The sequence below is a fragment of the Clostridium sp. KNHs205 genome, from assembly GCF_000702945.1.
Lineage (GTDB): Bacteria > Bacillota > Clostridia > Lachnospirales > Lachnospiraceae > Anaerocolumna.
This window is the reverse complement of sequence record NZ_JNLE01000003.1, coordinates 1,504,182-1,530,196: the sequence shown is the minus strand read 5'-3', so window position 1 is coordinate 1,530,196 and position 26,015 is coordinate 1,504,182. Positions and strand designations below refer to the sequence as shown.

Annotated in this window: 24 protein-coding genes; 6 read left to right on the top strand and 18 right to left on the bottom strand. The window is 38.6% G+C overall.

The genetic code is table 11. The features are described 5' to 3' along the window. Positions 1-15 precede the first annotated feature (15 nt). The 4 genes from BR73_RS0106600 to BR73_RS0106585 all read right to left on the bottom strand — a co-directional run bounded on the left by BR73_RS0106600 (position 16) and on the right by BR73_RS0106585 (position 3,530). Positions 16-216, bottom strand: a complete 201-nt coding sequence (locus tag BR73_RS0106600) for a hypothetical protein (protein WP_033164892.1) — start codon at positions 214-216, stop codon at positions 16-18. After that, on the bottom strand, positions 209-1,570 hold the full coding sequence (locus tag BR73_RS0106595; protein ID WP_033164891.1) for a HAMP domain-containing sensor histidine kinase: 1,362 nt from the start codon (positions 1,568-1,570) through the stop codon (positions 209-211). The genes BR73_RS0106600 and BR73_RS0106595 overlap by 8 nt, the downstream gene beginning before the upstream one ends. Continuing rightward, positions 1,561-2,220 carry a response regulator transcription factor gene (locus BR73_RS0106590; protein ID WP_033164890.1) on the bottom strand — a complete coding sequence of 220 codons (660 nt, stop codon included), beginning with the start codon at positions 2,218-2,220 and terminating at the stop codon, positions 1,561-1,563. Before BR73_RS0106590 ends, BR73_RS0106595 begins: the two co-directional genes overlap by 10 nt. Before the next feature lie 473 nt (positions 2,221-2,693). After that, positions 2,694-3,530, bottom strand: a complete 837-nt coding sequence (locus BR73_RS0106585) for a TraX family protein (protein ID WP_197032623.1) — start codon at positions 3,528-3,530, stop codon at positions 2,694-2,696. Positions 3,531-3,725: 195 nt separating this feature from the next. Here BR73_RS0106585 and BR73_RS0106580 point away from each other — a divergent pair, with 195 nt between their 5' ends. Further along, a complete protein-coding gene (locus BR73_RS0106580) occupies positions 3,726-6,257 on the top strand; it encodes an FtsX-like permease family protein (RefSeq protein ID WP_033164889.1) in 2,532 nt (843 codons plus the stop codon). Positions 6,258-6,430: 173 nt separating this feature from the next. Next, complete coding sequence (locus BR73_RS0106575; protein ID WP_033164888.1) at positions 6,431-7,141, top strand: ABC transporter ATP-binding protein; 711 nt, start codon at positions 6,431-6,433, stop codon at positions 7,139-7,141. Positions 7,142-7,192: 51 nt separating this feature from the next. On the opposite strand, the gene BR73_RS0106570 is transcribed toward BR73_RS0106575, so the two are convergent. The 12 genes from BR73_RS0106570 to BR73_RS27180 form a co-directional block, all read right to left on the bottom strand. Then, positions 7,193-7,777 carry a hypothetical protein gene (locus BR73_RS0106570; RefSeq protein WP_033164887.1) on the bottom strand — a complete coding sequence of 195 codons (585 nt, stop codon included), beginning with the start codon at positions 7,775-7,777 and terminating at the stop codon, positions 7,193-7,195. A gap of 34 nt (positions 7,778-7,811) precedes the next feature. Then, a complete protein-coding gene (locus BR73_RS0106565) occupies positions 7,812-8,714 on the bottom strand; it encodes an AraC family transcriptional regulator (RefSeq protein ID WP_033164886.1) in 903 nt (300 codons plus the stop codon). 351 nt (positions 8,715-9,065) lie between these two features. After that, a complete protein-coding gene (locus BR73_RS0106555; RefSeq protein ID WP_033164884.1) occupies positions 9,066-10,730 on the bottom strand; it encodes a S8 family peptidase in 1,665 nt (554 codons plus the stop codon). A 153-nt stretch (positions 10,731-10,883) separates the two neighbouring features. Continuing rightward, a complete protein-coding gene (locus tag BR73_RS0106550; protein ID WP_033164883.1) occupies positions 10,884-11,693 on the bottom strand; it encodes an alpha/beta hydrolase in 810 nt (269 codons plus the stop codon). A 245-nt stretch (positions 11,694-11,938) separates the two neighbouring features. After that, positions 11,939-13,270 (bottom strand): FAD-dependent oxidoreductase, encoded by a 1,332-nt coding sequence (locus tag BR73_RS0106545; protein ID WP_051685015.1) that lies wholly within the window; start codon positions 13,268-13,270, stop codon positions 11,939-11,941. 185 nt (positions 13,271-13,455) lie between these two features. Further along, the gene (locus BR73_RS0106540) at positions 13,456-14,190 is read right to left on the bottom strand and encodes a DUF975 family protein (protein WP_051685014.1); all 735 of its coding nucleotides are present in this window, start codon (positions 14,188-14,190) and stop codon (positions 13,456-13,458) included. A gap of 203 nt (positions 14,191-14,393) precedes the next feature. Continuing rightward, complete coding sequence (locus BR73_RS0106535) at positions 14,394-14,792, bottom strand: hypothetical protein (protein WP_033164882.1); 399 nt, start codon at positions 14,790-14,792, stop codon at positions 14,394-14,396. Next, on the bottom strand, positions 14,789-15,241 hold the full coding sequence (locus tag BR73_RS0106530; protein WP_033164881.1) for a LytTR family DNA-binding domain-containing protein: 453 nt from the start codon (positions 15,239-15,241) through the stop codon (positions 14,789-14,791). Before BR73_RS0106530 ends, BR73_RS0106535 begins: the two co-directional genes overlap by 4 nt. Before the next feature lie 664 nt (positions 15,242-15,905). Next, positions 15,906-16,244: a P-II family nitrogen regulator gene (locus tag BR73_RS0106525; RefSeq protein WP_033164880.1), complete on the bottom strand. Its 339-nt coding sequence runs from the start codon at positions 16,242-16,244 to the stop codon at positions 15,906-15,908. 35 nt (positions 16,245-16,279) lie between these two features. After that, positions 16,280-17,527 carry an ammonium transporter gene (locus tag BR73_RS0106520; RefSeq protein ID WP_033164879.1) on the bottom strand — a complete coding sequence of 416 codons (1,248 nt, stop codon included), beginning with the start codon at positions 17,525-17,527 and terminating at the stop codon, positions 16,280-16,282. A gap of 381 nt (positions 17,528-17,908) precedes the next feature. Further along, on the bottom strand, positions 17,909-18,613 hold the full coding sequence (locus tag BR73_RS0106515) for a cytochrome c biogenesis CcdA family protein (protein WP_051685013.1): 705 nt from the start codon (positions 18,611-18,613) through the stop codon (positions 17,909-17,911). Then, positions 18,613-19,269, bottom strand: coding sequence for a TlpA disulfide reductase family protein (locus tag BR73_RS27180; protein WP_156034632.1), 657 nt, complete (start codon positions 19,267-19,269; stop codon positions 18,613-18,615). The genes BR73_RS0106515 and BR73_RS27180 overlap by 1 nt, the downstream gene beginning before the upstream one ends. Positions 19,270-19,434: 165 nt before the next feature. Here BR73_RS27180 and BR73_RS0106505 point away from each other — a divergent pair, with 165 nt between their 5' ends. Continuing rightward, a complete protein-coding gene (locus BR73_RS0106505; RefSeq protein ID WP_156034630.1) occupies positions 19,435-19,668 on the top strand; it encodes a hypothetical protein in 234 nt (77 codons plus the stop codon). Here BR73_RS0106505 and BR73_RS0106500 read toward each other — a convergent pair whose 3' ends face one another. Then, positions 19,669-20,994, bottom strand: a complete 1,326-nt coding sequence (locus BR73_RS0106500) for a replication-associated recombination protein A (RefSeq protein ID WP_033164877.1) — start codon at positions 20,992-20,994, stop codon at positions 19,669-19,671. A gap of 237 nt (positions 20,995-21,231) precedes the next feature. Here BR73_RS0106500 and BR73_RS0106495 point away from each other — a divergent pair, with 237 nt between their 5' ends. Next, positions 21,232-21,411 carry a DUF4250 domain-containing protein gene (locus tag BR73_RS0106495; RefSeq protein ID WP_347463461.1) on the top strand — a complete coding sequence of 60 codons (180 nt, stop codon included), beginning with the start codon at positions 21,232-21,234 and terminating at the stop codon, positions 21,409-21,411. 10 nt (positions 21,412-21,421) lie between these two features. Further along, positions 21,422-22,108, top strand: a complete 687-nt coding sequence (locus BR73_RS0106490) for a YigZ family protein (RefSeq protein WP_033164875.1) — start codon at positions 21,422-21,424, stop codon at positions 22,106-22,108. A 133-nt stretch (positions 22,109-22,241) separates the two neighbouring features. Here the strand turns inward: BR73_RS0106490 and BR73_RS0106485 are convergent, their stop codons facing one another. After that, on the bottom strand, positions 22,242-22,535 hold the full coding sequence (locus tag BR73_RS0106485) for a DUF6514 family protein (RefSeq protein WP_033164874.1): 294 nt from the start codon (positions 22,533-22,535) through the stop codon (positions 22,242-22,244). A gap of 611 nt (positions 22,536-23,146) precedes the next feature. On the opposite strand from BR73_RS0106485, the gene BR73_RS0106480 reads away from it, so the two are divergent. After that, on the top strand, positions 23,147-25,945 hold the full coding sequence (locus BR73_RS0106480) for a PBP1A family penicillin-binding protein (protein WP_033164873.1): 2,799 nt from the start codon (positions 23,147-23,149) through the stop codon (positions 25,943-25,945). Positions 25,946-26,015: the final 70 nt, after the last annotated feature.

The window sequence follows — 26,015 nt, the reverse complement described above, 5'->3', positions numbered from 1 at the left end:
TCCATTAAAAGCTTACTATTTATAGGAATCAATAATCCTCTTTAATTCAACTAACTCAACTCTTCCCTCCAGGGTATATTTTAAATCCTTGTTATAGAATACAGAAGCTTCTTCATATGCACTCATATCATTTCTTTTTAATTTTGAAATCGAATTTTCTTCCCAGACTGCTTTTAAGTGAGTACCAGTCCGGTCATAGGTAACGCTATCATTCAATTATTACTGCCACCTCAAATACTACCACAGCACCTGTTTGCTCCGGCTTATTATAATACCTAATCCCTCCATTATACCTCTCTGCAATATGATTGGCATAGTACATGCCAAGACCATAATGTTCCTCTCCTCTGTGAGTCTTTTCCGTATAGAACTGATTCTTGGCATATTTTAAAGCCTCCTGTGTGAAGCCTTTGCCGTAATCTTCAATCTGAATGCGAAAGACTTTTCCTTTCCTTTGGAAGCTTACCTTTACCCTTTTATCCTTCTCTGTATGCTCCGCAGCATTTTTTATAAGATTAATTACAGCTCTTACGATAGAATCCTTATCCAAAAGGGCTTCTTCCTCACTAATGGTATCAGAAATCTGTAACTCTATACCACCGGCTTTACAGAATGCTTCACTTTCTTCACAGATTTCTGCTATTAGCTCCGCAAGTCTTACCTTACCTGTCCGATTGTCATATTGTGTATCCCTGGTCTCATCGATTAATAATTTTATATACCTCTCGATTTTATCGGAGTAAACCCCAATAATATCTGCTGACTGATAGATTTCTTCCAGCTTGTCTTCCTCTAAGATAAGCTCAGCATTCCCTTTTATGATTGTTAGAGGTGTTTTAATATCATGGGCTAAAGCTGAGATATTCTTCTTTCTCTCCTTTTCCGTTTCCCATTCTTTTTGGAGAGATACCGACAAGGCACTCTTCATTTCAAAAAGTAAGTGCAGTATATCGTCAAATTCTTTCACTACAGAGTTTTTTTGCTCAATTATCAATTCTTTGGTTTGAATCTGTTCAATTTCTTCCTGAACGGGCTTTAAAAGAAGTCTTAATTTCCTGCCCATACTCAGTGCATTTCCTATAGTAAGAGCAACAAATAACAGTATAAAAAATATTAAACCCATTAATTCAGGAGCCGGAAAGAGCCAGCGCAGGGTAGGTGAAGCAAAATAAGCGGTTATTTTGTAGCTTACCACCAGATACCCTTCCCCTCGTTCAACAAGCATATAATAGCCCTTTGAATAGCCTTTTTCTATAAAATCTCTAGCCTCTGCGATTTCCTCTTTCTTAAAATTCCCCGACAGATAAGCTCCCTCTCTGTCAAAGATTCCATAGTAGCAGGAATAAGGAAGCAGTTCTTCTGAGAATGGCTCACTTTCTGCCAGCTTTTCCTTGTTCGCCTCCAAATAGCGTTCCGAATAATTGGCAGGTAAAAGGATTCCATTATCGATTACTACAAATAGAAATACAACGAATAAGGTTATTTCCAGTAATATGGTAAAAGAGAAAATTATGAGCTGCTTTAGAAATAACCAAAAAAGAGTATTGGTTCTTACTTTCTTTATACCCATTTGTATCCTATCCCCCAAACTGTCTCAATTGGTTTTTCCTCATGTTTTTTAAGCTTTGCCCTGATATTTTTAATATGCTCCCGTATTATGCTGCTGTCACTCTCACATTGGAAGCCAAATACTTTTTCTAAAATCTGCTCCAGTGTAAATACCGTCCCTTTGTTCTTTACCAGGAATTCACAGATTTCATATTCACTTTTTGTCAGTTCTATCTTGTCCTGTTTAAAATACATTACCTTTTCTGATATATCAAATCGATAATCATTGGTAACAATACGGCTGTGATATTCCCTTTTCTCTCGTCTTAAATGGGCATTTACTCTTGCCCTTAGCTCTGTTAAGCTGAAGGGTTTCCGGATATAATCATCTCCGCCGAGGGCAAAGCCCTCCATAAGGTCCGAATCCATGGTACGGGCTGTAATAAACAGGATTGGACAGTCCACACTGTCTCTTATCTCTCTGCAGAAAGCAAAACCATCAATATCCGGCATCATTACGTCCAGCAGAATCAAATCATATGCTGTAAGTTTGTCTCTTCCCACCTTATCCGCCCTATCCTGTACCTCCACCAGGTGATTATCTTTTTCCAGAGCCTTTTTCACGATATTTAAAATCTGTAGATCATCATCTACTGCAAGAATTTTCGCCATTGGTCCTCTTTCCCAACTATCCATTCCTTCGTCCTGACAACTGATGGAGCTGATAAACTATATTACTGTCAGTATACCCCAACACCTTCGCCGGCTGCAAGCCCTTATGCCATACGGTACTTCCAAATAAGAAATCTGAGATGTCTTTTCCTTCAAAAACATCTACTGTTTAAAAATCGTGACATATGCTTTATTTCTCTTATTTCTCCTATCCATCACACTACAATCAGCACCCGTTAAATATACGGGTGCTGTAATTATACTCTGCAGCAATATTCTGAATTTGCTGTTATGTGCCAGGGTGTTCTAAAAACTGCTTGTGCCTGGCTGGAGGTTCCACTTTGTGGGAGGCAATTTGCGAAAAACAGCAAGGCGCGATTTTGGGGACGTAGTGATGTTACGTCCCAAAATCGCAATGCAAAATACAGCAAAGTGGGGATTTCAGAACGGTACATTGAGCTTTCAGACACACCCTAATGGTTCAGCATAAAATAAAGTCCTATGGAAAGCCCATATAAGATATAGACATGGGCCGGATAAAACCAGTAGAATAATTTCTTATTTCCCTTTCCTCTCTCTCCATTATACAAAAGCATTGGTATTGCTGCCAAAGCACCCATCCATTCATAAGCAACTGTAAATAGCATTTTTACAGTAACCTCAGGAAATGCAGCCATGGGATAGACCACGTACAGCAGAATGGTTGAAAGAAAGAAAACCAAAGCCTGCCATTTACGTCTCTTACGAAACAGGTACATTAATATACCCTGTAACACAAAGAATGTACCGCCGTCTACAATCCAGCTATGTAAAGGAAGCACCGTGAAATGAAGCAGATTTATTATAAACAACGACCCCGGTACCAGGCTTGCTATGATTACAGCCACAAAGGGCAGGATAATGGGTAAGATGATAGCTGCTAAGCCTCTGCCCCACTTCTTTTTGGCACACCAGTCGAATCCCTGCAGTATCACAAGAAGAATCGTAAAAGTAGCAAGCATCTGGTTCTGGGGATAAAAGCCATCAGGTCGGTTTAACTTAAGTACTATAATCAGGTATTGCAGAAAGCTCATGACAATGGCAATTGCATATATCTGAAAAAAGTATTTTCTCCGGTTACGGGTATGGGTAAACCCTTCAATGACGCAGAATAAAAATAAAGGTGCCGACAAACGTCCAAGCATTGAAAACCATTCCGGTATCTTACCTGTAAAATCCATGAAGTAATGAATGTGATCCAGTACCATCAGAAACATCGCCATATACTTTAGCTGAAATCCGGTTAAGCCTTTTTTCATTGATTGATCCATTTAATTAATCTCCTTTCCTATCAGGTTAAGTGTAGCTTATATTTATAAGAATTTTATAAGGATGATAAATTTATTGTAATTTTCATTACATTTGTCATCTTTATCCATGACATGTCACACTATAAAATCCGCCGTTGATGGAATACAATACCAATGATTACAGTACCAATATAAAGCGCAGCGAAGGAGAGCAGTATGAATATATTTCTAAAATATGTCCTGAAGAGCATGACTGAGAAGAAAGGGCGGTTTCTACTGCTGATAATAGCCATATCTATCAGCACAGCACTACTGGTAGCCAGCACCGGTATGATTGATATTATCCTGGACACTTTAGTCGGACCACAACAAAAAGCATATGAAGATAAAACTATTACAATTTCATCTACAGATGAAAGCCAGAACTTCTATTCCACGGATGGTATGAAGCTTAACGGTATCAAAAAGGACAGTCTGGTAAAGGAGTTGTACTTAACAGGCATGCTCTCTGATAAAGCAGGCACTGAAGAGGAAACCATGCTGTACATACCCATACATGGCAGAGAACAGCAGTATCTTGAAGCTTATAAACTGGTGGACGGGGATTTGGCCGATTTCTCTGATAAATCCTGCATTATTTCAGAAAGAGCCGCAGAAGAACGCAAGTTAGAGGTAGGCGATACCTTAGAACTGATTATTGCCGGAAAGACAGAAGCTTTCCAAATCAAGGCTATAAGTGCACCTTCCGGTATTTTTTATAATGATAGGAAAAATTCTTTTAGTGTGGTACTTCCTTACGAATATCTGAGTAAAGATTTTGATGCAGAAGGAAAATACAATGCAATCTTTGCTGATTCCTCAGAAAAAAATACACAGGAAGGTATTGATAAATTCAATGAAGCTAATTCCTCCTTTACTGCAAGTAAGCTATTTGACGATGCGGCGGTGAAAGAACAGTTCGGAAGCTTTGAGTCCCTTTTATATGTCATGATGGTTGTTGTCATTGTTATGAGTTCCATTATTATCTACAGTTCCTTTAAACTTATCATAACAGAAAGACTCTCTACCATAGGTACCTTTTTAAGCCAGGGTGCTACCACCGGTACCGTAAAGTTAATCCTGTATCTGGAAAGTATCACATATGGTTTGACTGGTGCCCTGTTCGGCAGCCTGTTAGGTATTGGAGCTTTACACCTTATAAACCTCATGATATCCCCTTTAAAAGCTTATGGTATCTATGGGGCAGTCACCATCCATCCCTCCTATCTGGTTAAAGGAACTCTGTTTGCTATAATCCTGTCGCTGCTTTCTTCAATTATACCCGTTCGTAAAATTTCTAAATTACAGGTGAAGGAGGTAATTCTTAATGATGTCAGAATTTCCAAAAACATCGGCTGGAGGAAATTTATCTGCGGCACTGCACTGATACTGGTATCTGTCATACTTTTTATAACAGCAAAGGAAGCTTTAAACGGCTTTTCTGCAGTGCTATTAATTATCTCCCTCCTTGGAGTTATACTGGCATATCCTAAATTGGTTGATATCTTGTCCAAATTTTTGTATCAGTTATTAAGAGGACGTAGTAAAAACATCGTCTATGCCATTAACAATCTCAGGACCTCTAAGATTTTACTTGGTAATATAACTTTAATCATTATCTCTCTGGCTTCCATCATAGCAATTGCCTCCATCGGCACCAGTATGATTCATGTGGTAACAGAAGCCTATACAGAACTGGACTTTGATGTAGAACTGGATAATATATCTACCTTGAGGGATTCCTCAGAACAGTCAACCGCAGATTACCTTGTGAAGGAACTAAAAGGTCTTGGTATCAAAGAATCTGATATTAATTTAATTAACAATCAAAATGCCACTATAGAAAATGAAGATGAAGATAAAGAAATGAACATAAGCATTATCGGTGCAAACATCGATACTTACACTGCTTATAATAAATATTTGAAATTGGACAGCAAGAATAACAGACAGTATATAACAGATTATAAAAATGAAAGCAACGGAATTATCTTCACTACTGCTCTGGAAAAGAAATTCAACAAGCATGTAGGTGATACTCTGGAGATTACCTGCAATGGTATAACAAGAACCGTTAAGATCTCAGGTATTGTTGATGGAAGGCTTTTTCAAAGCGGCTACTTTATATTGATGAAATTAGAAACACTGAAAGACCTTTATGGAATTAACAGTGCTAACACCATCACCTTTACAACCGAAAAGGTACCAGAGGAGCTCCTTAAGGAATTAAAGCCGGTCTTACGAGAAGTCGGTGCAACCGCAATAATCAGAGATGAGATGTGCGCTAATAATGTTGAAAATAACAAGATGCTGGTAAAAGCCTTAAGCGTTTTCTCTTATATGGCAATTATTATAGCTGCTTTAGGTATGGTAAATAATGTATCCATCAGCTTTCTTCAGAGGAAGAGTGAATTTGCCATATTATCTTCTGTTGGCATGGAGGATTCAGGTCGTACGAAAATCTTAATCTTTGAATCCATTGCCTCTGTAACCTGGGCTATGTTAATTACATCCGTTTATTGTATCTTCGGGTTGAAACTGATATCTATTATGACAAAGTCCATAGGTTTGCCTATGACAGTATCTCTGGACTATTCTTCTTTGCCTGTGATATACGCTGTTTCCTTAGTTATTGTTCTTTTAGCTACTTTTCCGGTACTGCTTAGAAGCAGAAAGTTATCGGTAATACAGGAAATTAAATATGAGTAATGCATAACCTTAGAAGCCGCTGGTAAAATGAAGTGAAAGCAAATCAACTTTCACTTCCCCTTGATTTTATACGCGTGCCAATGCACGCTAACGGGAGCCTGAAGTGAAAGCAAATCAACTTTCACTTCCCCTTGATTTTATATGCGTGCCAAAGTACGCAGATTGGAGCCTATATGAAAGCTATTGAAGTAAATGGACTAAATAAAAAATTTGTTACAGGTAAAGAAGAAGCTCATATTCTAAAAAATCTTACTTTTAGTGTTGACCAGGGTGAATTCGTATCAATTATGGGTCCCTCCGGCAGCGGTAAATCTACTCTTTTATACCTGCTTGGAGGCCTTGATAAACCAACAGACGGTACTATTAAATTAGATGGGAATGATTTAAGTTCCTTAAAAAAGAAAGCAATGAGCAAATTCAGAAGAACAAAAATCGGGTTTGTATTTCAGTTCTATAACTTGGTTCAGAACCTGAATGTAGAGGATAATATCCTCCTTCCCCTAATCCTTGACGGCAAAAATCCGAAACACTATGAACAGAAACTTTCTGAACTGCTGGAAGTTATCGGCTTGTATGATAAAAGGAAGTTAACTCCCAGAGAGTTATCCGGCGGTCAGCAGCAAAGAGTAGCCATAGCAAGAGCCTTAATAACAGATCCTGAAATTCTCTTTTTGGATGAACCCATCGGCAATCTGGATTCCAAAACTGGAAAAGAAATTATGGAGTTGTTCAGAAAAATTAATGTAACCTATGGTAAGACTTTGATTCAGGTTACTCACTCAAGCAGTTCCTCTCAATATGGCACCTCCATCATTCGACTGGTAGATGGGGAAATCGTTGAACAATCTGACATTGCCTTAAATCCGCTTAATGCAGCAATCTAAACAGCTACACGTAAAAAGCCTGTTTCAATTAGAACAGGCTTTTTACTTATGCTAATTTGTGTACCAGGTAGCAAAGACACAATCCGAGCCTTCTGTAGCAAAGGTCTCAACAATATCCATATGACAAACTTTATCAGGAAATACTAATTTATAAATACTTAATAAGGTACCCTGGCAACATCTACACCAGGTCGTCGTGGGCGGTTTCTGCCAGCCTCCCTTGATTACATAACAGACACAGGAATTTCCGTAACTGAAGTGGGAATATATTTTTCCGTTGATATACTCGACTTTCTTCCCACACCTGCCTCTGCCATTTAAAAATTCTGCAACTGCCTTTATATAGGCTTCATCTTCAGCATATTTCTCACGAATCTCCTTAAAGTATTTTACATAAGGAGAATATTTATTTGCCTTGATACAGGCACTTTCTTCTCTTACATGAATAAGTATTTCAGGGCTAACTGCTTTTTCAAGCCGCTCATTTACTTTCCTTGCCCATTCGGCACTTTGCTCAGGGGTTTCCTGTCCAGTCAGCTCGTCAAGTCCACTCAGTATTTCATCAGCCTGCCCTTTCCCCAGATACTGATTTAATGATTTTTTCAATTTTTCACAATGCTTTCTGGCGTTGTCCATTCGTTCCTCCGTTCTAAATTAATAACACAGGCTTTTAACAGGAGCTTTCTTCCTTTATCTTCACCCATAATTCCATTTTGGTAGCTTCCGGTGTAATATCGTAATATAATTCTGCCATAAAATATTCAGTGTTTATCGTATGCTTTGGGAGCCAGACACCAAACAGATAATCCCTTGCCTTATTAAGTGCTTCGTTTACGAGCAACTGAAAATTCTCTGCCTCAAAGGTACAAATAATATAATTTCCCGCTGGCATGTCCCAGTTAATAAAACCTTCTGTAAGCTCTCCTTCTTCTGCTTCCCCGCCTGTAAAATAAGTAAAGAAACCTGGCTTTTCGCCGGGAGATGAGACTCCTGCTTCCTGCCCCTTCCTTTTGAGTCCTTGAATGGAAGCTTTGTGTTCATGGAACTTATCCCATAACTCGCCTAGCAGATCCACACCGGGTTCATCTCCCATAGGATTCTGGATACTATAGCCCATAAAGCTTCTGGACTTAGAAAGATAATATCTGCTTACCTCCAGGGTGATACCGTCAGATATTAAAGGGACATTTTCATCCACCATATAATAATTCAATGAAATATCCGGCATTATAAAATGTGTTAAGGGACGGGGATTGGCACGGTAATTTTCCGGTGTCATACCATATACAGCCTTAAAAGCACGGGTAAAGGTTTCATGATTCTCAAATCCAAAACGATAGGCAGTCTCACTGATCCTGCTATCCTTATTTAAATTGAGATAATCAGCTGCACCAGCCAGGCGGCGGAGTTTTACATATTCCATCACTGGCTTGCCGACTAACCTGTTAAAAAGCCTCTGAAAATAAAAAGGAGATAAATATGCCACACCGGCAAGCTCCTCCATATTTATTTTCTCAGCTAGATTATTTTCAATATATTGTATAGAATTTTGTATAGAATTCCATGCTTCCATAAAAGCACCTCCTTACTCTCAATAATATCTAATTTTCATATATTTGTAATTGACCTGTAATGCTTTTTTTATTAGAAAGATGCTATAATAGCTTGTATGAGTTATTATAGCATCTTGTACATTCATATAAAACAGATTTATCCAATTCCTGTTCTTTGCCAGCTGCTTTGCAGCCATTATTGATTTATTGTTGCTTATAGATTTTATATAAATAGATTTTTCACTGCAATTACATTTCAGGTATCTCATTCACCGGCACTTACCAGATTTTATAGATTTCATTTAGAAGATTGCTGATTTCTTCTAAGCCTTTCTTCTCACTATTAACACTCTAGCTCTTAATCAATCTGGTCAGACGATATAACCATATCCCCAATCCGGGTTAGGATATTCTTTATCTGAATCTCTTCTGGCTAAGTAGGTTAGGATAAACCGCAGCAAGGGCGTATTGATCTTATCCGTAACATTAAGCAGCTCTCCTCCTTCCAGTATTGCTGCCAATACACCAGCAGTAAATGCTGTTGCCAGCCCGCTGCCGGACAAAGGATAGAAGCCTCCCTCCAGAATAGGAACAATCATATTTTCTCCTGGAGCAGCAATATCCGGCTTGGGAATGTTATTGGAAGTAAACCCTCTTCCAGCACTTTCTGCCAGAGTGAGGACAATTGCATTATAAGATGTAACCGTAATCAACTGGGTTGCGTTTCCAGGTATTGAAATTGTCGTATTGGCATTCGGATTCAGAAAATAAATATCGTTTTTCAGGAAGTTCCTTATGGGAAGCCAGATATGACAAAGGGATACCACACCTTCTCCTTCTTCTATCTGAAACCGCCAGACCCCCTTCGAAGTATTTTTAAATCGCAGCAATATTAATTTCTTCTGAGAATATACCTCACTGCCAAACAGGTCATAATAAATAATGGTATCTCCATATTCTATCCTGCCGTTTCGGATTGCTGCAAGCAGGGTATCAATACGGAAAACCGCAGTATTATCAGGCGAAAATATACTAAGACTAAGCGGATTCTGAATATAAGTCCAAAATTCCATGGTAAAGTCCGTATTATCGCTTCCTACATTCAGCTCTGCCAGGCTGTATTTCTCTTCTGCCGGTTTTATTTCAAGGAAATGAAGGCCCTGGTTGCCTTCATTTCCTACAGCCACTGCCAGTCCAACACCGTTGTTACTTCCGCACTCTGTTAAATATCTGCTCATGATGTCATAACCGTCATGAGCTCCCTGTGAGGAACTTAACCCCATACAAATGGCAATGGGCATATTTAATCTTTGAGCAGTTTCAATTAAATATTTAACCCCAAGCATTATGTCATTCTGCTGATAGCAAACCGCATCTTCTTTGATACCATAGAAGTCTCTTAGATAATCCTTTGCGGTTTTTAACTTAACTATCACTAATTCTGCATTAATAGCAATTCCTGTAAAGGCTGAACTTTCTGACTTATTACCTGCTGCTATGGCAGCCATAGCCGTTCCTTCCCCTATATCATCTATACTTGGTACATAATCATAGGGATTCGTCTGCATAAGGGCATAATCAATATCATCTTTGCTATACTCTGCTCCGTAACCAAAGCCTTCCGGCTGAAGTCCAGTTTCAAGCGTCTGGTCCCAGATATATCTTATTTTAGTAGTTCCATCAATCTTTCTGAAAGCATCATTTCTATAATCTATCCCGGAATCTACAATACCTATGAGGATACCATTGCCCTTTATATCCTCCAGCTCAAATTGCTGTATGGTATAAGCACTTTCAATTACTTCATTACGGTAAGTTGTGATTCCGTAGCATGCCGGCATAGCAGAATATCCATATTGCTGTAGTATGTCAGCTGTTATTTCCTCTACCGGTATATGAATTACTCCGTATTGACTGTTTATATCCTGAATTACAGAATTCGTGAAATCACTTCTGTTTATGTTAGAAATTGTCCAATCCACTATCAGATCAGCGTAGTTCTGACTGGTTATTTCATTGATATTCTCATTATTCATGGATGTACTCCGTTTATACAGGTGGCTGATGTTATTTTCTTATGCTATCAGTCATCTAGAATTGTTACTTTAACATATGATACACGAGGATACATTATTATAAAAATATACCGGCTTTGTCTGAGATTCCAAACAAATCCGGTATATTCTGATCTATCCCACAAAATTCATAAGTTCACAATTAAATTTGTCTTTTTCATCATAAAAAAGTCCGTGTCCGCTTTCTTCAAAGGTTACGAACTTTGATCCTTTTATGCCTTTATGCTGTGCCACTCCTAAGGGATATTTGCATACCTGATCGTGTATTCCATGCATAATAAGCGTAGGTACATTTACACATTTCATATCTTCGAATAACGTCTCATAGAGCCATGCACAAGCTACATAGGCCGTTGCCCAGCTTGCCGCTACTGCTCCCAGTGAACCAAACCACAGAGAAAAAGCTTCGGTAACCGGTTGGTAGAAGAACATTTTTCCGAAATCATCAAGCATCTGAGGACGGTCTTTATAAGTATTCTGGATTATCTCAATAACCTCCTCCTCCCTTAAACCATATGGAAAGTTCGGTCTTTGTATCAGACTTGGTGCAGCAGCTGCACAAAGTACCAGTTTGGATACTCCGTACCCATTATGCCTGGCCATATATCTGATGGCTACCGCACCTGCCGTTGAATGCCCAAGCAAGGTCAGGTCTTTAAGTTTTAAGTTCTCGATAACACAGCGAATATCATCAGCAGATGAATCGTAATCATAGCCGTAAACCGGCTTATCAGATTTACCGAATCCTCTTACATCCATACCTATGCAGCGATACCCCTTCTGTATCAGTTCATTGTACTGATACTCAAATAAGTGATGATTAGCAGGCCAGCCATGCATAAAAAGAATCGGTTTGTCTCCCTGTGGATTGATATCATTTACATAAATTCTGACACCGGGTTCAACGGGAATATAGTACTCCATAATATTGCACCATAACGTTTTATTACCACTTTATTCAGAAATAGGATTTATGCCACAGTTTTTTATATATTTTATTTTATTTACTATAGACAGCTGCCAGAAAGGACGCTATACCCTCTATATTAAGGATTCCATATCCCCAGGACTCATTGGGATAACTGCGTTCCTTATCCCTTATGGCGCTTTCCTCGAAAATACGCTTTATATGCGGAGTATTTAAATAAGGTGCTAATAAATTGACCTCTCTAATCGTGAATGATATTATTCTTTACATAATTATAGGAACATCCCACGTTTAACCCCTCTGATACCTTATTCATCTTGCGGGTATCACCAAGCAATATTGCTCCCACTAACTTGTTCTCTAAAAAATAGAATTTCTCATAATTTCCGTCTAAGTCATTTCTGTATTCCAAAGTCTGATATTCTTTATCAGGAAGCTTACCGTTATCTCCTCCGGCAAATAATGCAGTCTTCATACCGTGAAAGGTAAGTGCAGGCGGATAAATATCATAGTCTGTATCCTCTCCGGCGGCATTGGCACCAGCGGTCTTTCCCATTTCAATTGCCTGAGCCCATACTCCGTAATTCACACCCTTACATTCGGCACAATCACCGCAGGCATAGATACTGTCTATATTCGTTTCCATTTTATCATTTACTTCCACTGCTTTACCAACCTGTAATCCGGCTTCTTTTGCCAAAACTGTATTAGGGGTGATACCACAGGAGAAAATAACCAGATCTGCGTCAAAAACTTCTCCTGTATTTAGTGCTACTCCTGTAACCTTCTCATTTCCCGTTATTTCTGCTATTGCAGCGCCTACCCGGTAATCAATACCCACTTTTGTAATCAGGTTTCCAAGCATCTCGCTTGCTGTATCATCCAGCTGTCGGACCATAAGCTTGTCAGCAGCTTCAAGGATAGTTACTTTACACAATTTACTAAGTTCCCAGGCAGTCTCAAGCCCTAATACGCCACCGCCTATTACAACTGCCTGCTTTGCATTTTTACTCAGCTCTCTGATATCACTTACATCCTGAAGATTCCTGATAACCTTAACGCCTTTTTGATCGCTTCCTTTTATAGCCGGTACAAAGCTTTCAGCTCCCAGTGCATATATACATTTATCGAATTTGATTTCTTCGTCATTATTCAAAATAACAGTTTTATTACCGGTATCTATTTTTTTAATTTCTCTGCCCAGGTAGTTTGTAATCTGATTTTCCTCATACCAGTCAGGCTGATGCATATATATCTCTTCTGAGGAATTAAAGGTACTGAGCTTTTTGGTAAGCAGCGGCCTGTTATAGCTTAATTCTGCTTCCTTTGATATGATAATAATCCGACCGGTATCATTCCGTTCTCGAATTGCTTCTGCAGCGCTGATACCCGCCGCCCCATTCCCTAGAATTATAAAAGTCTCCTGGGTATCTTTGCGAAAGAGTACCTCTTCTCCATCATAAGGAATAAAATATTCTCTTCCTACGCCGCATACCGGACAGGTATCAATCTCTGAATCAAATATTTCCCCGCATACAATACATTTCACCAGTTTTCTTTTTCCCTTTGGCATGTTCGTTTCTCCTATTTCTCATTCTAGTATCATTGGATATTATGACCAGTTGTCCCAATTTCTATCATTATAGACTGTAAAAAGCCGGCGGTCAATGCAAGAAAAAGCTGTGTTCCAGAAGCCCTGATAGTATTGGGCTTTAGAAGACACAGCTTTTGAGTTTCATTTATTCAATGTCTGATGATTTATTCATCATAGTAATTGTATTCATATTGAGCATTTGAAGCATTTTCATTATTCTGACTATTATAGCCTGAAATTTCAAGATAGAAGGCAGCGTTGGCAGCTTCCATATAAGGACTTACCCAGAGCAAACCGATACCGCAGGTAAACAGACCAACTATTATCCAACCGATGAAGCTGATAGACAGGCAAAAGTACTTCCATTTATAACCCACCATCATTTCTTTGGATCTGCTAATCGCTTCCATAATGCCTATATCAGGATCTTCCGCCATAATATAGGGTGCCATGGCATAACGAAAGGAAGCTATTATACCCGGGATAATGAATAGCAGTAACCATAACGTAACAAATAATCCCATCATAAAAAACAATCCAAAGGTTTTTATAATTATACGAAATCTAGCAAACAGATTCTCGAAACGGTAATCTGAGCCTTTAATAAGATTAATATTAAATAAATAATAACCCATTCCTAAGGCGCCTGATATTAGTACAATCAGTAATTGCAGAATTAAATAAATCATAGCACCAGCAGGTGAAGCATAGACACTCGCTTCTTCATAGGTAAGAATATCCTGAAGGCTGATAAATCCCCCCATAGCCAATATTATCTGGGGTATATAATTAATTATAAATACAATAACAGACATAGCAACACCAACGATAACTGCTAATGCCCAGTTTCCTTTCAGAGCTTCTCTTGCCCTTGCCCTGTAATCACTTGCTCTTAACATAAATATCCTCCCTGTTATGCTTTTGTGTTATCTTTATGCCCCAACATCGATAATATTACACCTAAAAGTGCTGATAACATTGATATTATATCACAAAAGAAGCTAAAGTCAATTTATGTAATATTGTAGAACTAAAAAAATATTTTTCTCCTTTTTGGTTATTTTATGACGCAAGTAAAGTATTTATCTTTTATCTTATTAAATCATTTGATAAGTCTGTTAATATCCTCTGCTTCCTTCACCATAATCTTATAGAAATACCGCTGTACCAGAGAATAAATTAAGAAGAAAAACAGGCTGTTTAAAATGAATGTGGCAGGGTTCTCATAATTCGACCATTGAAAGAAATAGGATACCCCAAGAAAAAATAAATAAAAAAGAATTCCCTCCACAATAACATACATCCGAAAGCTGGAAAAAGGTATTTTTAACAATAAATAATTTATACCGTTTATTGCCACCAGGAATATAAGTAATTGCAAATCAAAAATATTACTGCTCTTTCTGTATCCCTGAAGCAGATTAAGAACAGAAGCAAACAGAGAAGTATACATAAAACTTAAAGCAACGCTGGGCAAAAATATTCTGCGAAAATGATTCATATTAAACCTCCTCTTGATAGTAATTTTTCTTTTAATACTGAGATATAGTTTCTGGAAACAATCACTTTTTCATTATTCTTTAAGGTAGCTTCAAGCCGATGATTAACAATGGGCTGAACCTTCACCAGATATGCGGTATTAAGTATACAATTCTTACTGATTCTAACATAAGGAGTTACCTTTAATTTACCTTCCAGCTCCAGCAGACTTTCTTTGGCTTCATAAATCTTATCTATGGTATAAGCAAAGGTTCTGCCGTTGGCAGAATCAAAATATAAAATACTTTCCAGCGGGATGTGATAACTTTCGTTCCCGTTAAACAGCTCCATGGAAAAAGAATACTGCCGTATCAGTTCTATTAACCCTTTCAGTCTTTCATCCACATAACTGCAATTAATAATAATTTCATCCTCCCCACAATCTGTATTCTGATTAATAGTTACTTTCATTCATACTCTCCTCCCCATGAAGATAATAAATTATGTTCTGTATAACATCCTAAAATATCAATAATTAATATTAGCCTTTTTCTTTGAGCCTTATATTTACTCTATGGACTTATTATATACAATATAAATAAGATAACAAGCGATACTCAGCCAAATGCCCCAGATACGGCTCCAAATACCCCAGATACAACTCCAAATATCCAGCTCAAGAGTTCCTGTAATGCTTACCTGCTTTTACTTACTGCTTATATTTTAGCGGTATATTAATACGATGACGATTACTGTTAACAACCTGTGCTGTAATAATAATATAATATTTCATAGTTCATTATTATAATAGAAAGCCTGGCTTGACTCAAAATCCAATTTTTTAACAAAGAGTCTAGCTTACTGTAATTTCTTACATAACAAAGAGTCCACCTCTCTGCAATTTCTTATTACTAACAACAAGTCTGCCTCACTGCAATTTCTTGTTACTAACAATAAGTTCACCTCATTGCAATTTCTTATTACTAACAACAAGTCTGCCTCACTGCAATTTTTTATTACATAACAAAGAGTCTGGCTAGCATCTTACAACATAAGAAGCACCTGCCCACAAGGCAGGTGCTCACTGTTATCTTCGCATATATTTTATCAACGAATCAATTCCATTGCTTCGCTTTTATAACGCTTTCTCACCGCGCTCTTTGGTACGGATTCTGATACAATCTACAATATCACTAACAAATATCTTTCCATCGCCAAATTTACCGGTCTGTGCAATTTCAATAATGGTATCAATAATCTCTTCCATTCTGTCATCGGGAACTACAAGTGTTATTTCTATCTTAGGAAGAGTGTTCATTATAATGGTATTACCTCTTACGTACTCTGTAAAACCATACTGTTTACCACAGCCAAGAACCTGATTGATCGTAAGACCATTTACCTGTTTTTTTAACAAAGCTTCCTTTAAAGGCTCCAGTTTCTCCGGCCTGACAATTGCTTCGATTTTCTTCATATTCTATCTTCCTTTCTGCCTGTTAATATCAATAATTAATCTAAACCATTAAAAGAAGGATATGCAACTTCGCCGTGTTCAACCAAATCAAGTCCCTGTGCTTCTTCTTCCTGTGTTACTTTAATAGGCATTACTTTCTTAATGACAAAAACAATGATAAAGGTAGCAATACCTGCAAAAGCGATGGTAATTACAATGCTTAAAACCTGGGCAACAAATAATTTAACATCTCCAAATACAAGTCCGTTCCACTGTGCGCCGGAATTAATGGAAGTCTGTGTAAATAATCCGGTAGCAATTCCACCCCAGATACCGCCAAGACCATGGCAGCCAAAAGCATCAAGTGCATCATCATAACCGAATTTGGCTTTGATCTTTGTCATGCCGAAATAACAGATAGGACTTACCAGTAGACCAATGATCAGTGATGCCCAGATTGGAACAAAACCCGCTCCGGGAGTAATTGCTACAAGACCGACTACAGCACCGGTACAAGCACCTAAAATAGTAGGCTTTCCATGAAGAACCTTTTCAATAAGCATCCAGGACAGGAGAGCTGCTGCTGCTGAAGTATTGGTGGTTACAAATGCATGAGCCGCAAGTCCGTCCGCTGCTAAAGCACTGCCGCCGTTAAAACCAAACCAGCCGAACCAAAGAAGTGCTGCACCAAGTACTACAAAAGGAATGTTATGAGGTTTGTAAGGTACTACTCCGTATTCTCTGCGCTTTCCAAGCAAGATACAAGCTACAAGTCCTGATGCACCGGAGCTTATATGAACTACGTTACCACCGGCAAAATCTACTGCACCCAACTCTCTTATAAAACCGCCTACGCCCCAGACCATATGAGCCAGAGGATAGTATACCAGTAAGGACCAGGCAGTTACAAAAACGAATAATGCTGAAAATTTCATTCTTCCAGCTACCGCTCCGCAGATCAGAGCAGGAGTAATAATTGCGAACATCATCTGAAACGCTGCAAATACTGTCTCTGGAATAGTTCCGGCATAATCAGCGTTAGGCTCCATACCAACTCCGTTAAAAAATACTTTGCTGAAATCACCGATAATGCCGCCGTGATCATTTCCAAAAGCCAGTGAGTAACCAACTGCCACCCATAATACAGCTCCAAGGCCTAAAATAAAAAAACAGGACATCAAAGTATTGATAGCATTCTTTCTTCTTTCCATACCCGCATAGAAAAATGCAAGACCTGGTGTCATCAGGAGTACCAATGCACTGCTAATAATTATAAATGCGGTATTTCCGCTGTTAATTTCCATAATTTATACCTTCTTTCAAATGATTTACTTGTAATCAAATTCTTAAAATGCTTCTATGCGTTACTTTAGTATTTCTGCAATTCATTAAAGCATTTATCCGTTAAAAAAGCAGCTTCGAAAGCAAAGGTATACGGCCGTCTGATACCAGATCCACTTGCTGCAAATAACAGAAAAAAAGGCAATTACTCCATAAAAATAGAATAATCGCCTTTGACTCTAAAGAAATTATACAGCATATTTTTTAAATGTCAAATATATTTTTTTATTTCCTTTCTTCTCTTACATTATGCAGTATTAAATAATAAATTTTGATTTTTTACTAGTGTACTATGTACAAATCACATCTACTGATATATAGAAATATAACAATTTCTTTCCATATTAGCTAAATATTCCCTGATAATACCCAAACAAATCTAACGCCAGGAGTAAACCTATCAAAATTAATAATACACCCGATACTTTCTTTACCGTTTCCATATGCTTTCTAATAAAATCATTTAAAAATTTGAGTCGGGGAAATAACATTGTCATTACAAGAAATGGAATACCGAGTCCTAGCGAGAACAACAGCAATAATAATACACCCTCATAAAGTGTAGCTGTCTGAGAAGCTAACAGCAATGCCGAGCCTAAGAAAGGACCAAGGCAGGGTGTCCAGCCAAAGGAAAATGCAAACCCAAATATCATACTGGTAAAGAACTTCAGGTTATGAGTGTTCACACTTCTGGTACTGGTTCTGTTCAACAATTTCAGCTTAAGGACTCCCATAAAATGCAGTCCAAAGATTATCATAATAATTCCGCTGACCCGCTGCAGCAGTTCCTGGTACTCCCGCAGCAGCTGACCAATAGCAGATGCAGTAGCCCCTAAAATAACAAAGACCGTGGTAAAGCCAGCGATAAAACCTAATGTATTAAGAAATAATCTTTTATTATTCTTTTTTTCCTCTGCATTCCCTCCAAGATACATAAGATATACAGGCAGCATTGGAAAGATACAGGGTGAAATAAAACTAAGAATTCCTTCTGTGAATACCAACCAGGCCAGGTACGGGGTCAGTTCTTCTGCTGTTTTCAGAAGCATTATTTGGCCTCCTCTATCATCTGGGCTACTTTCGAATATTCCGTTCTGCCAAGAACATAATCAGATAAACGCCCTTCTCTGTCGATTACAACAGTTGTTGGTATACTGTTTATGCCAAATATACTTCCGCCAACTTCTCCGGTATCATAAAGTATCGGAAAGGTAAGACCCTCTTCTTCTATATAATTATTCGCTTTCTTTTCTGTTTCGCGTTGTCCGTCGGTCTGATTTAACATTAATAATACTGCATCCTCAGACTCTGCAAGTTCATCATATAACTTTTGAAATTCCGGCATTTCTTCCTTGCAGGGAGGGCACCAGCTGGCCCAGAAATTAAGTACCACTACTTTACCGGCATAATCAGAAAGAGTAACCTCTTCGCCCTCTGAGGACTGTAAGGTAAAGTCGGGTACTAAAGGTTTTTCTTCATTGGTACCCTTCTCCTCGCTTGTCTTGGTATCCTCACCTTCTTTTTCTGACTGTGTATTATCACTATCCTCATTGGTATTACTTTCTTCTTCAGTACTATTTTCTTCTGCGGTATTATTCCCTGTCTGATTTTTTTCTGCCTTACCACATGCAGTAATCCCCACTGACAATAGCAGAACGGCTACAACCAGCATAAAGTTTACCATCGATTTTCTAACTTTACTCAATTATTGCTCCTTTCATTGAAAAGCCCCTACAAGGCTTTGTTGCTTGCTTTTACAGTACATTTCCATTATACTGTTTAAAGAAATAATTAATCCCTGTTCTTTACAAGTAGATTAAGTTTTACTGTTTCGTGTGTGATAAAAAACATTTCAAGTACTGAGAAAGGCATGGTTATTAATATGAAGAACCTAAAACGAATTGGTGCAATCTTAATAGTAGTATTGTTGTTGTCCCTATACGGACTCACTCTTTATGCCGGGCTTACAGCTTCCCCCGATTATCAGAGTCTGCTTATGGCATCTATCTACTCGACTACCATGATACCGCTTATGCTGTATGCATATATGTTAGTCTACAGGCTCCTGAAAAAGCGGGCAGAGGAAGAAGCCAAAAGGAAATAATTATTCTGCTTCTCTCTTAATCCGATTAAGATGCTCTTTCAGGTCTTTTTCATAACCTTCATCGGATAGTTCATAAAAGGTTCGGTCCTTTAAGGCATCGGGTAAATACTGTTGTTTCACATAATGATTCTTAAAGGCATGGGCATATTGGTAATTCAGTCCATGCCCTAATTTATGCGCTCCCTTATAATGTGCATCCATAAGATGAGGCGGAATGGGAGGGGTGCTTTCATTCCTTACAGCCTCCATAGCAGCATCTATAGCCATGATAGCTGAATTGCTCTTAGGTGCGCAGGCTACATAGGCTGCTGCCTGTGCAAGTATGATTCGCCCTTCCGGCATCCCTATTCTTTCCACCGCCTCCGCAGCCGCATTTGCAACCACAAGGGCATTGGGATCCGCATTGGATACATCCTCTGATGCACAGATAACAATTCTTCTTGCGATAAAGGAAACACTTTCTCCTGCATATAGCATTCTTGCCAGGTAATAAATAGCGGCATCCGGATCGGAACCTCTCATACTTTTGATAAAAGCTGAAATGGTATCATAATGATTATCTCCGGCCTTATCATATTTAATAGCCCTTTTCTGGACACAATCCTGAGCCACTTCCAGGGTTATGTGTATTTTCCCGTCTGTCCCCCGCTCTGTTGTAAGAATGCCAAGCTCGATGGCATTTAATGCAAGTCTTGCATCTCCTCCGGCAATATCAGCCATAAACTCTAAGGCATCCTCTTCGATGACTCCGTTAAAGTTACCCATGCCTCTGTCCTTGTCATTCACAGCCCTAAGCAGTAGTTCCTTAATATCCTCTTTCTGTAGGGATTTCAGTTCAAATATCACAGAACGGGAGATTAAAGCGCCATTTACCTCAAAATAAGGATTCTCCGTTGTTGCTCCTATCAAAGTAACCGTACCATCCTCCACAAAGGGAAGAAGATAATCCTGCTGTCCTTTGTTGAACCGATGTATCTCATCGATGAAAAGTATGGTTTTACGACTATACGCCCCCATGTTTTCTTTTGCTTTACCAATAACCTCTTCCATATCCTTCTTACCGGCAACAGTGGCATTTAATTGAAGAAAGGCGGCACTTGTGGTATTGGCTATTACTTTGGCAAGGGTTGTCTTACCGGTTCCAGGCGGACCGTATAAAATAATGGAACTGAGCTTATCCGCTTTTATGGCTCTGTATAACAATTTATCTTTTCCTATTATGTGCTCCTGCCCTACGACTTCCTCCAGCGTCTTTGGCCGAAGCCTGCTGGCAAGAGGAGCTTCCTTTTCTTTATTGGTTTCTCTCATATATTCAAATAGATCCATAATACCCTCTCATTCTGCTACTTCAATCAATAACATGATTCCTGAAGGAGTGCTGCTCATTTTATGCTGTTTGTTATTTCATAGCACTAATCCACTTCATCAGCCTCTGTTCATTATACAAACCTCTGTTCTTTTATTGTAAAGAATATATCTCCCTACGTCAACTAAAAGCTTCCTTCCCTATTTTGTTTCAGGGTGTTCTGTGGTATAATAACAGAAAATACTGCTTAGGAGGACATCATGACACTGCCCAAAGATCCATTTATACTGTTAAGCTATATTAATACTCAATTAAGAGATAAATATAGCAGCTTAGCAGACTTATGCGAATATCTCGAATTCAATGAGCAGGAATTAAGAGACCGGCTGAATGTTATTCATTATGAATATATTCCCGAATTGAATCAGTTTAAATAAGGAGTCAGCAATGAACGAAAGCTGCCGTACAATATACAGTAAGAGCACAGGTGAGGTAATTGTTAAGAAGTCAAGGTTTATAGCCTCTGTCTTTCCCATCTCCTCTGAAGAAGAAGCCCTTCAATTAATCGAGCAGGTGAAGAAAGAGCATTCCGGAGCAAGGCACAACTGTTTTGCATATGTTGCCGGAAAAAAAGATGAGGTCAAGCGCTTAAGTGACGACGGTGAACCTGCTAAAACTGCCGGCCTTCCTATTATGGATCTGATATTGCTTGAGAAGCTTCACAATATCCTGATAGTGGTGACCAGATATTTTGGTGGTACCCTTCTTGGAACAGGCGGCCTGGTCCATGCTTATCAAAGTGCCGCTAAGGAAGGTATTCAGAATGCTGTCATCATAGAAAAAGAAGAGGCCTGGAAAGCAGATATCCTCATAGATTATACCTTAACCGGCAAGATTAAATATAATATTGCGCAAATGGGTGTTTATCTCCTTGAAGAGGAATATACCGATAAGGTAAAGCTTTCACTTCTGATACCGCCCAATGCTTTCGAGGAATTCGAAAGGAGCCTTTTAGAAATCTCGGCCGGTACTGTTAAAGTTCCCAGGGATGAAATAATTGTTTATGCAATCGTTAACGGCAATCTTGAAATTTTTAACGAAAGGGTTTCTATCACCCCTCCCTGCACCATATAGGACGTCCCTCTTTACCGCAAAATAAAAAGGAAAAAGAATTCACTCTGTAAATTCTTTTTCCTTTTTATTCAGCTTAGTTTGTTATTATTCTATTATACCGTATTATCGTATCTAGCATATTCTTCCGATATTCTTATAATGTATATTCCGAAACTAAATCGTCTACAATTTCTAGCATCGTAATCAGCGTGACTTCATTTTTCCAGAGTTTATGTATCATGTCTTTCACCGTCTCCTTTGAATAAGAAATCGGTTCTGAATATTCTACTAACAGATGATCTTTCATATGTTGAAAAATCTTTATGCCGTATAGTTTCTCATGCTCTGTCTGGCTGCTGCTTTCTTCCACCAGATAGTAATCAAATACCAATTCGTTATTGTCTTCCAGCACTATCTTTTTTGTTCCCTCTAAGAATAATTTTTCCATGGCCCCTCCAAAAATTCTGAAAATTTGTAAATAACACTGCAATAATAGAAATAATAAACTATGGTTATTATAACTTCACCACAATACAAAATAAAGAGATAATTTTCTGATTAAAAGCTGATAAAAGAAGCTTTCAACCTATATTACACGATGTGTAAAAAAATGGGTCTTATAAACATAGTTTACCATAGAGTTTGTGATTTTTCTAACATTTTTAGAGTTTTTTTGAATGCTACATTTTGTTGCCTATGTGCATAAATACATATTTATTCACATATTACTTAATCATTTTGTGTATACTTTACATATTAATTAATGCTTTATATATTGTTTAGTGACATAACTATTAATTTTCTCAAGAATTTCCAAGGTAAAATACTACATTTTTAACAATTTTTAATTTTTTAGATGTCCTTTTCTCCAAGTAAATTCTTGGTATTCATCTTTGAGAATTATTATTGCTCCGGTTGACTGCCGTAAGAATGCCGGACGGTAAAAAATCCTTTATTTTAAAGGCTTAATTTGATATAATAACGAAATAAAGAAGGTTACACCCTTTATCGAATAGAGAATATTCAATAGCAGCTTGGATATTCAGGAAAGAGGTTATTATGGATTTCAGCAAGAAAGGAACCGCCAGAAAACAGCAGTATATCAGATCTGCCTCCAGGAAGATCGCCACCAAGGCAAGTGTTACTGTGTTCCGGTTATTCATGGTAGGTTTGGTTTCCCTCATAATTATCGGCTCCTATTTGGGGTTTGGCGTATTGAAAGGATTGGCAGACAGTGCCCCCAACATAGATCAGATTGAAGTAAAACCCTCCGGTTTCACTACAAATATATATGATAAAGATGGAAATCTGATAGATACTCTTATTGGAGCAGAATCAAATCGTGTTTATGTAGAAATCAGTGAAATACCGAAGGTTTTGCAGGACTGTGTTATCAGCATTGAGGACGAGCGTTTTTATGAGCATAATGGAATTGATGTTCAGGGTATTTTTCGTGCTTTTTTCGTTGCTTTAAAATCCGGTGACTTCGGACAAGGTGCCAGTACCATTACCCAGCAGCTGATCAAGAACCAGGTTTTTGAGGGAGGCGCTGAAGATAACTTTACCGACAGATTCATCCGTAAAGTTCAGGAACAATATCTGGCTATACAGCTGGAACAAAAAATGTCAAAAAAACAGATTCTTGAATACTATCTGAATACCATTAACTTTGGTGCAGGTACCTATGGTGTCCAGACGGCTTCCAAACGTTACTTTAACAAGGATGTAGGAGAACTTACATTGTCTGAAGCAGCTGTTCTCGCAGCTATTGCACAGTCACCGACGAACATGAACCCTATTAATCATCCGGATAACAACGCACAGAGACGTGCTCAGATCCTTGAAAGCATGAAACGCCTTAACCTGTGTACCGAAGAGGAATACGCACAAGCCCTTTCCGATGATGTCTATTCCAGGATTCAGGTGGTAAATGATGAACAGGATGTTACTTCCTATAATACTTACTTTGTCGATGAGCTCATTGAACAGGTTATTGCAGATCTTCAGGAGGAGAAGGGTTATACCTATACCCAAGCCAGCAAGGCCCTTTACAGCGGCGGATTAAACATTTATACGACTTTGGATTCCAAGATTCAATCAGTCCTGGATGATGTATATACCAACGAAGATTATTTCCCAAAAATCGGAACGGATTCTTACTGGGAGTTGACTTATGCTTTATCCATCGAGAAGAAAAACGGGAAGCAAATTCACTATCATACCAATGATCTGCTGGATTTTAAACACCTGACCACCGCATATTTTTCCTCAAAGGAAGCCGCGGAAGAGTTGATTGAGCAATTTAAGGCAGCAAAGGTTGAGACCGATGATATTATCCTCGCGGAAAATAACAGTCTTATCATCCAGCCTCAATCCTCCATGGTTATCATGGATCAGCATACCGGATATGTAGTAGGTCTTATAGGCGGACGGGGTGAAAAGACCGGTAACCGTACCTTAAACAGAGCTACTAATACTACAAGACAACCCGGTTCCACTTTCAAGATACTGTCAACTTACCTTCCGGCACTGGATTCAGCGGGAATGACACTGGCAACGGTTGTAGATGATGCACCCTATAAGTACCCTGGAAGTGATAAATATGTAAGCAACTGGAGCGGTGATAATTACGAGGGTTTAACCACCCTTCGCAGAGCCATTATGCGTTCCATGAACGTTGTTACCGTTAAGACACTGGAAAAGGTTACTCCTAAAGTAGGTTTTGATTATCTGCAGAAGCTTGGCTTTACTACACTTGTAGAGAGTGGTGTATCTGAAAGCGGTAAAACGTATTCGGATATCAACCTTCCCTTAGCCTTAGGTGGTATCACAAAAGGTGTATCCAATCTGGAACTTACTGCTGCTTATGCTGCTATAGCCAATGGCGGAGTATATTCCAAACCAATCTTTTACACCAAAATACTGGACAATAACAATAAAGTATTGTTGAATAAAAAGACTTCGGTTCGACAGGTCATGATGGAATCCACTGCTTTCCTCTTAACCAATGCCATGGAAGACGTTGTGAAAAAAGGTACCGGAACTTTAGTAGGCTTTAAGAATCTTAAAATGCCTGTAGCCGGTAAGACAGGAACTACCACCGATGATAAAGATTTATGGTTTTCCGGATATACTCCCTATTATACTGCCACCATCTGGTCAGGTTATGACAATAACAAGGCTCAGACCAACACCAGTTATCAGAAAATTATATGGCGTGATGTTATGGAGCGTATTCACAAAGAAAACGGTCTGGAAGCTGTTCCCTTTAATAAACCTGATTCAATCGTAGAGCGAACGATCTGTACCAAGAGCGGTAAACTTGCCGTTGAAGGCCGATGTGATGTATACGAAGGCGGCTCAACCGTAAAGACCGAATACTTTGCTAAAAATACAGAGCCTACGGATAAATGTGATATACACGTAGCTGTGAAAATCTGTACTACATCAGGTAAGATTGCCACCGAATTCTGCCCTCCTTCTACCGTAGTTGAGAAGGTCCTGTTATTCAAAGAAGAGACAGCAAAAACCCAGGATACACCATTCCTTCTTCCGAGCAATGATGACACCTGTAAAGTCCACAATGCAAGAAATTCAGGGCTGCAGAACCTTCTTCCTACCCCCGGCGGTACAACACCATCAGTAACTACTACTCCGCCCAATACGAACAATTCCGGTAATGGCAATAGCAACGGAAATAACGGTTCAAATGGTAACGGCAATAATGGAAATGGCAACGGTAACAATGGTAACGGCAACGGTAACAATGGTAATGGCAATGGAAACAATAACAGCAATAACACCGGCGGCGAAGAAGACTATTATGATCCCGAGTTCGATTATGATTACGGCGATTAAACGAAAGTAATAAACAAAAAATAATGCGGGTCTTGTTATATGAACTAACAGGACCCGCATTTTTATTCTC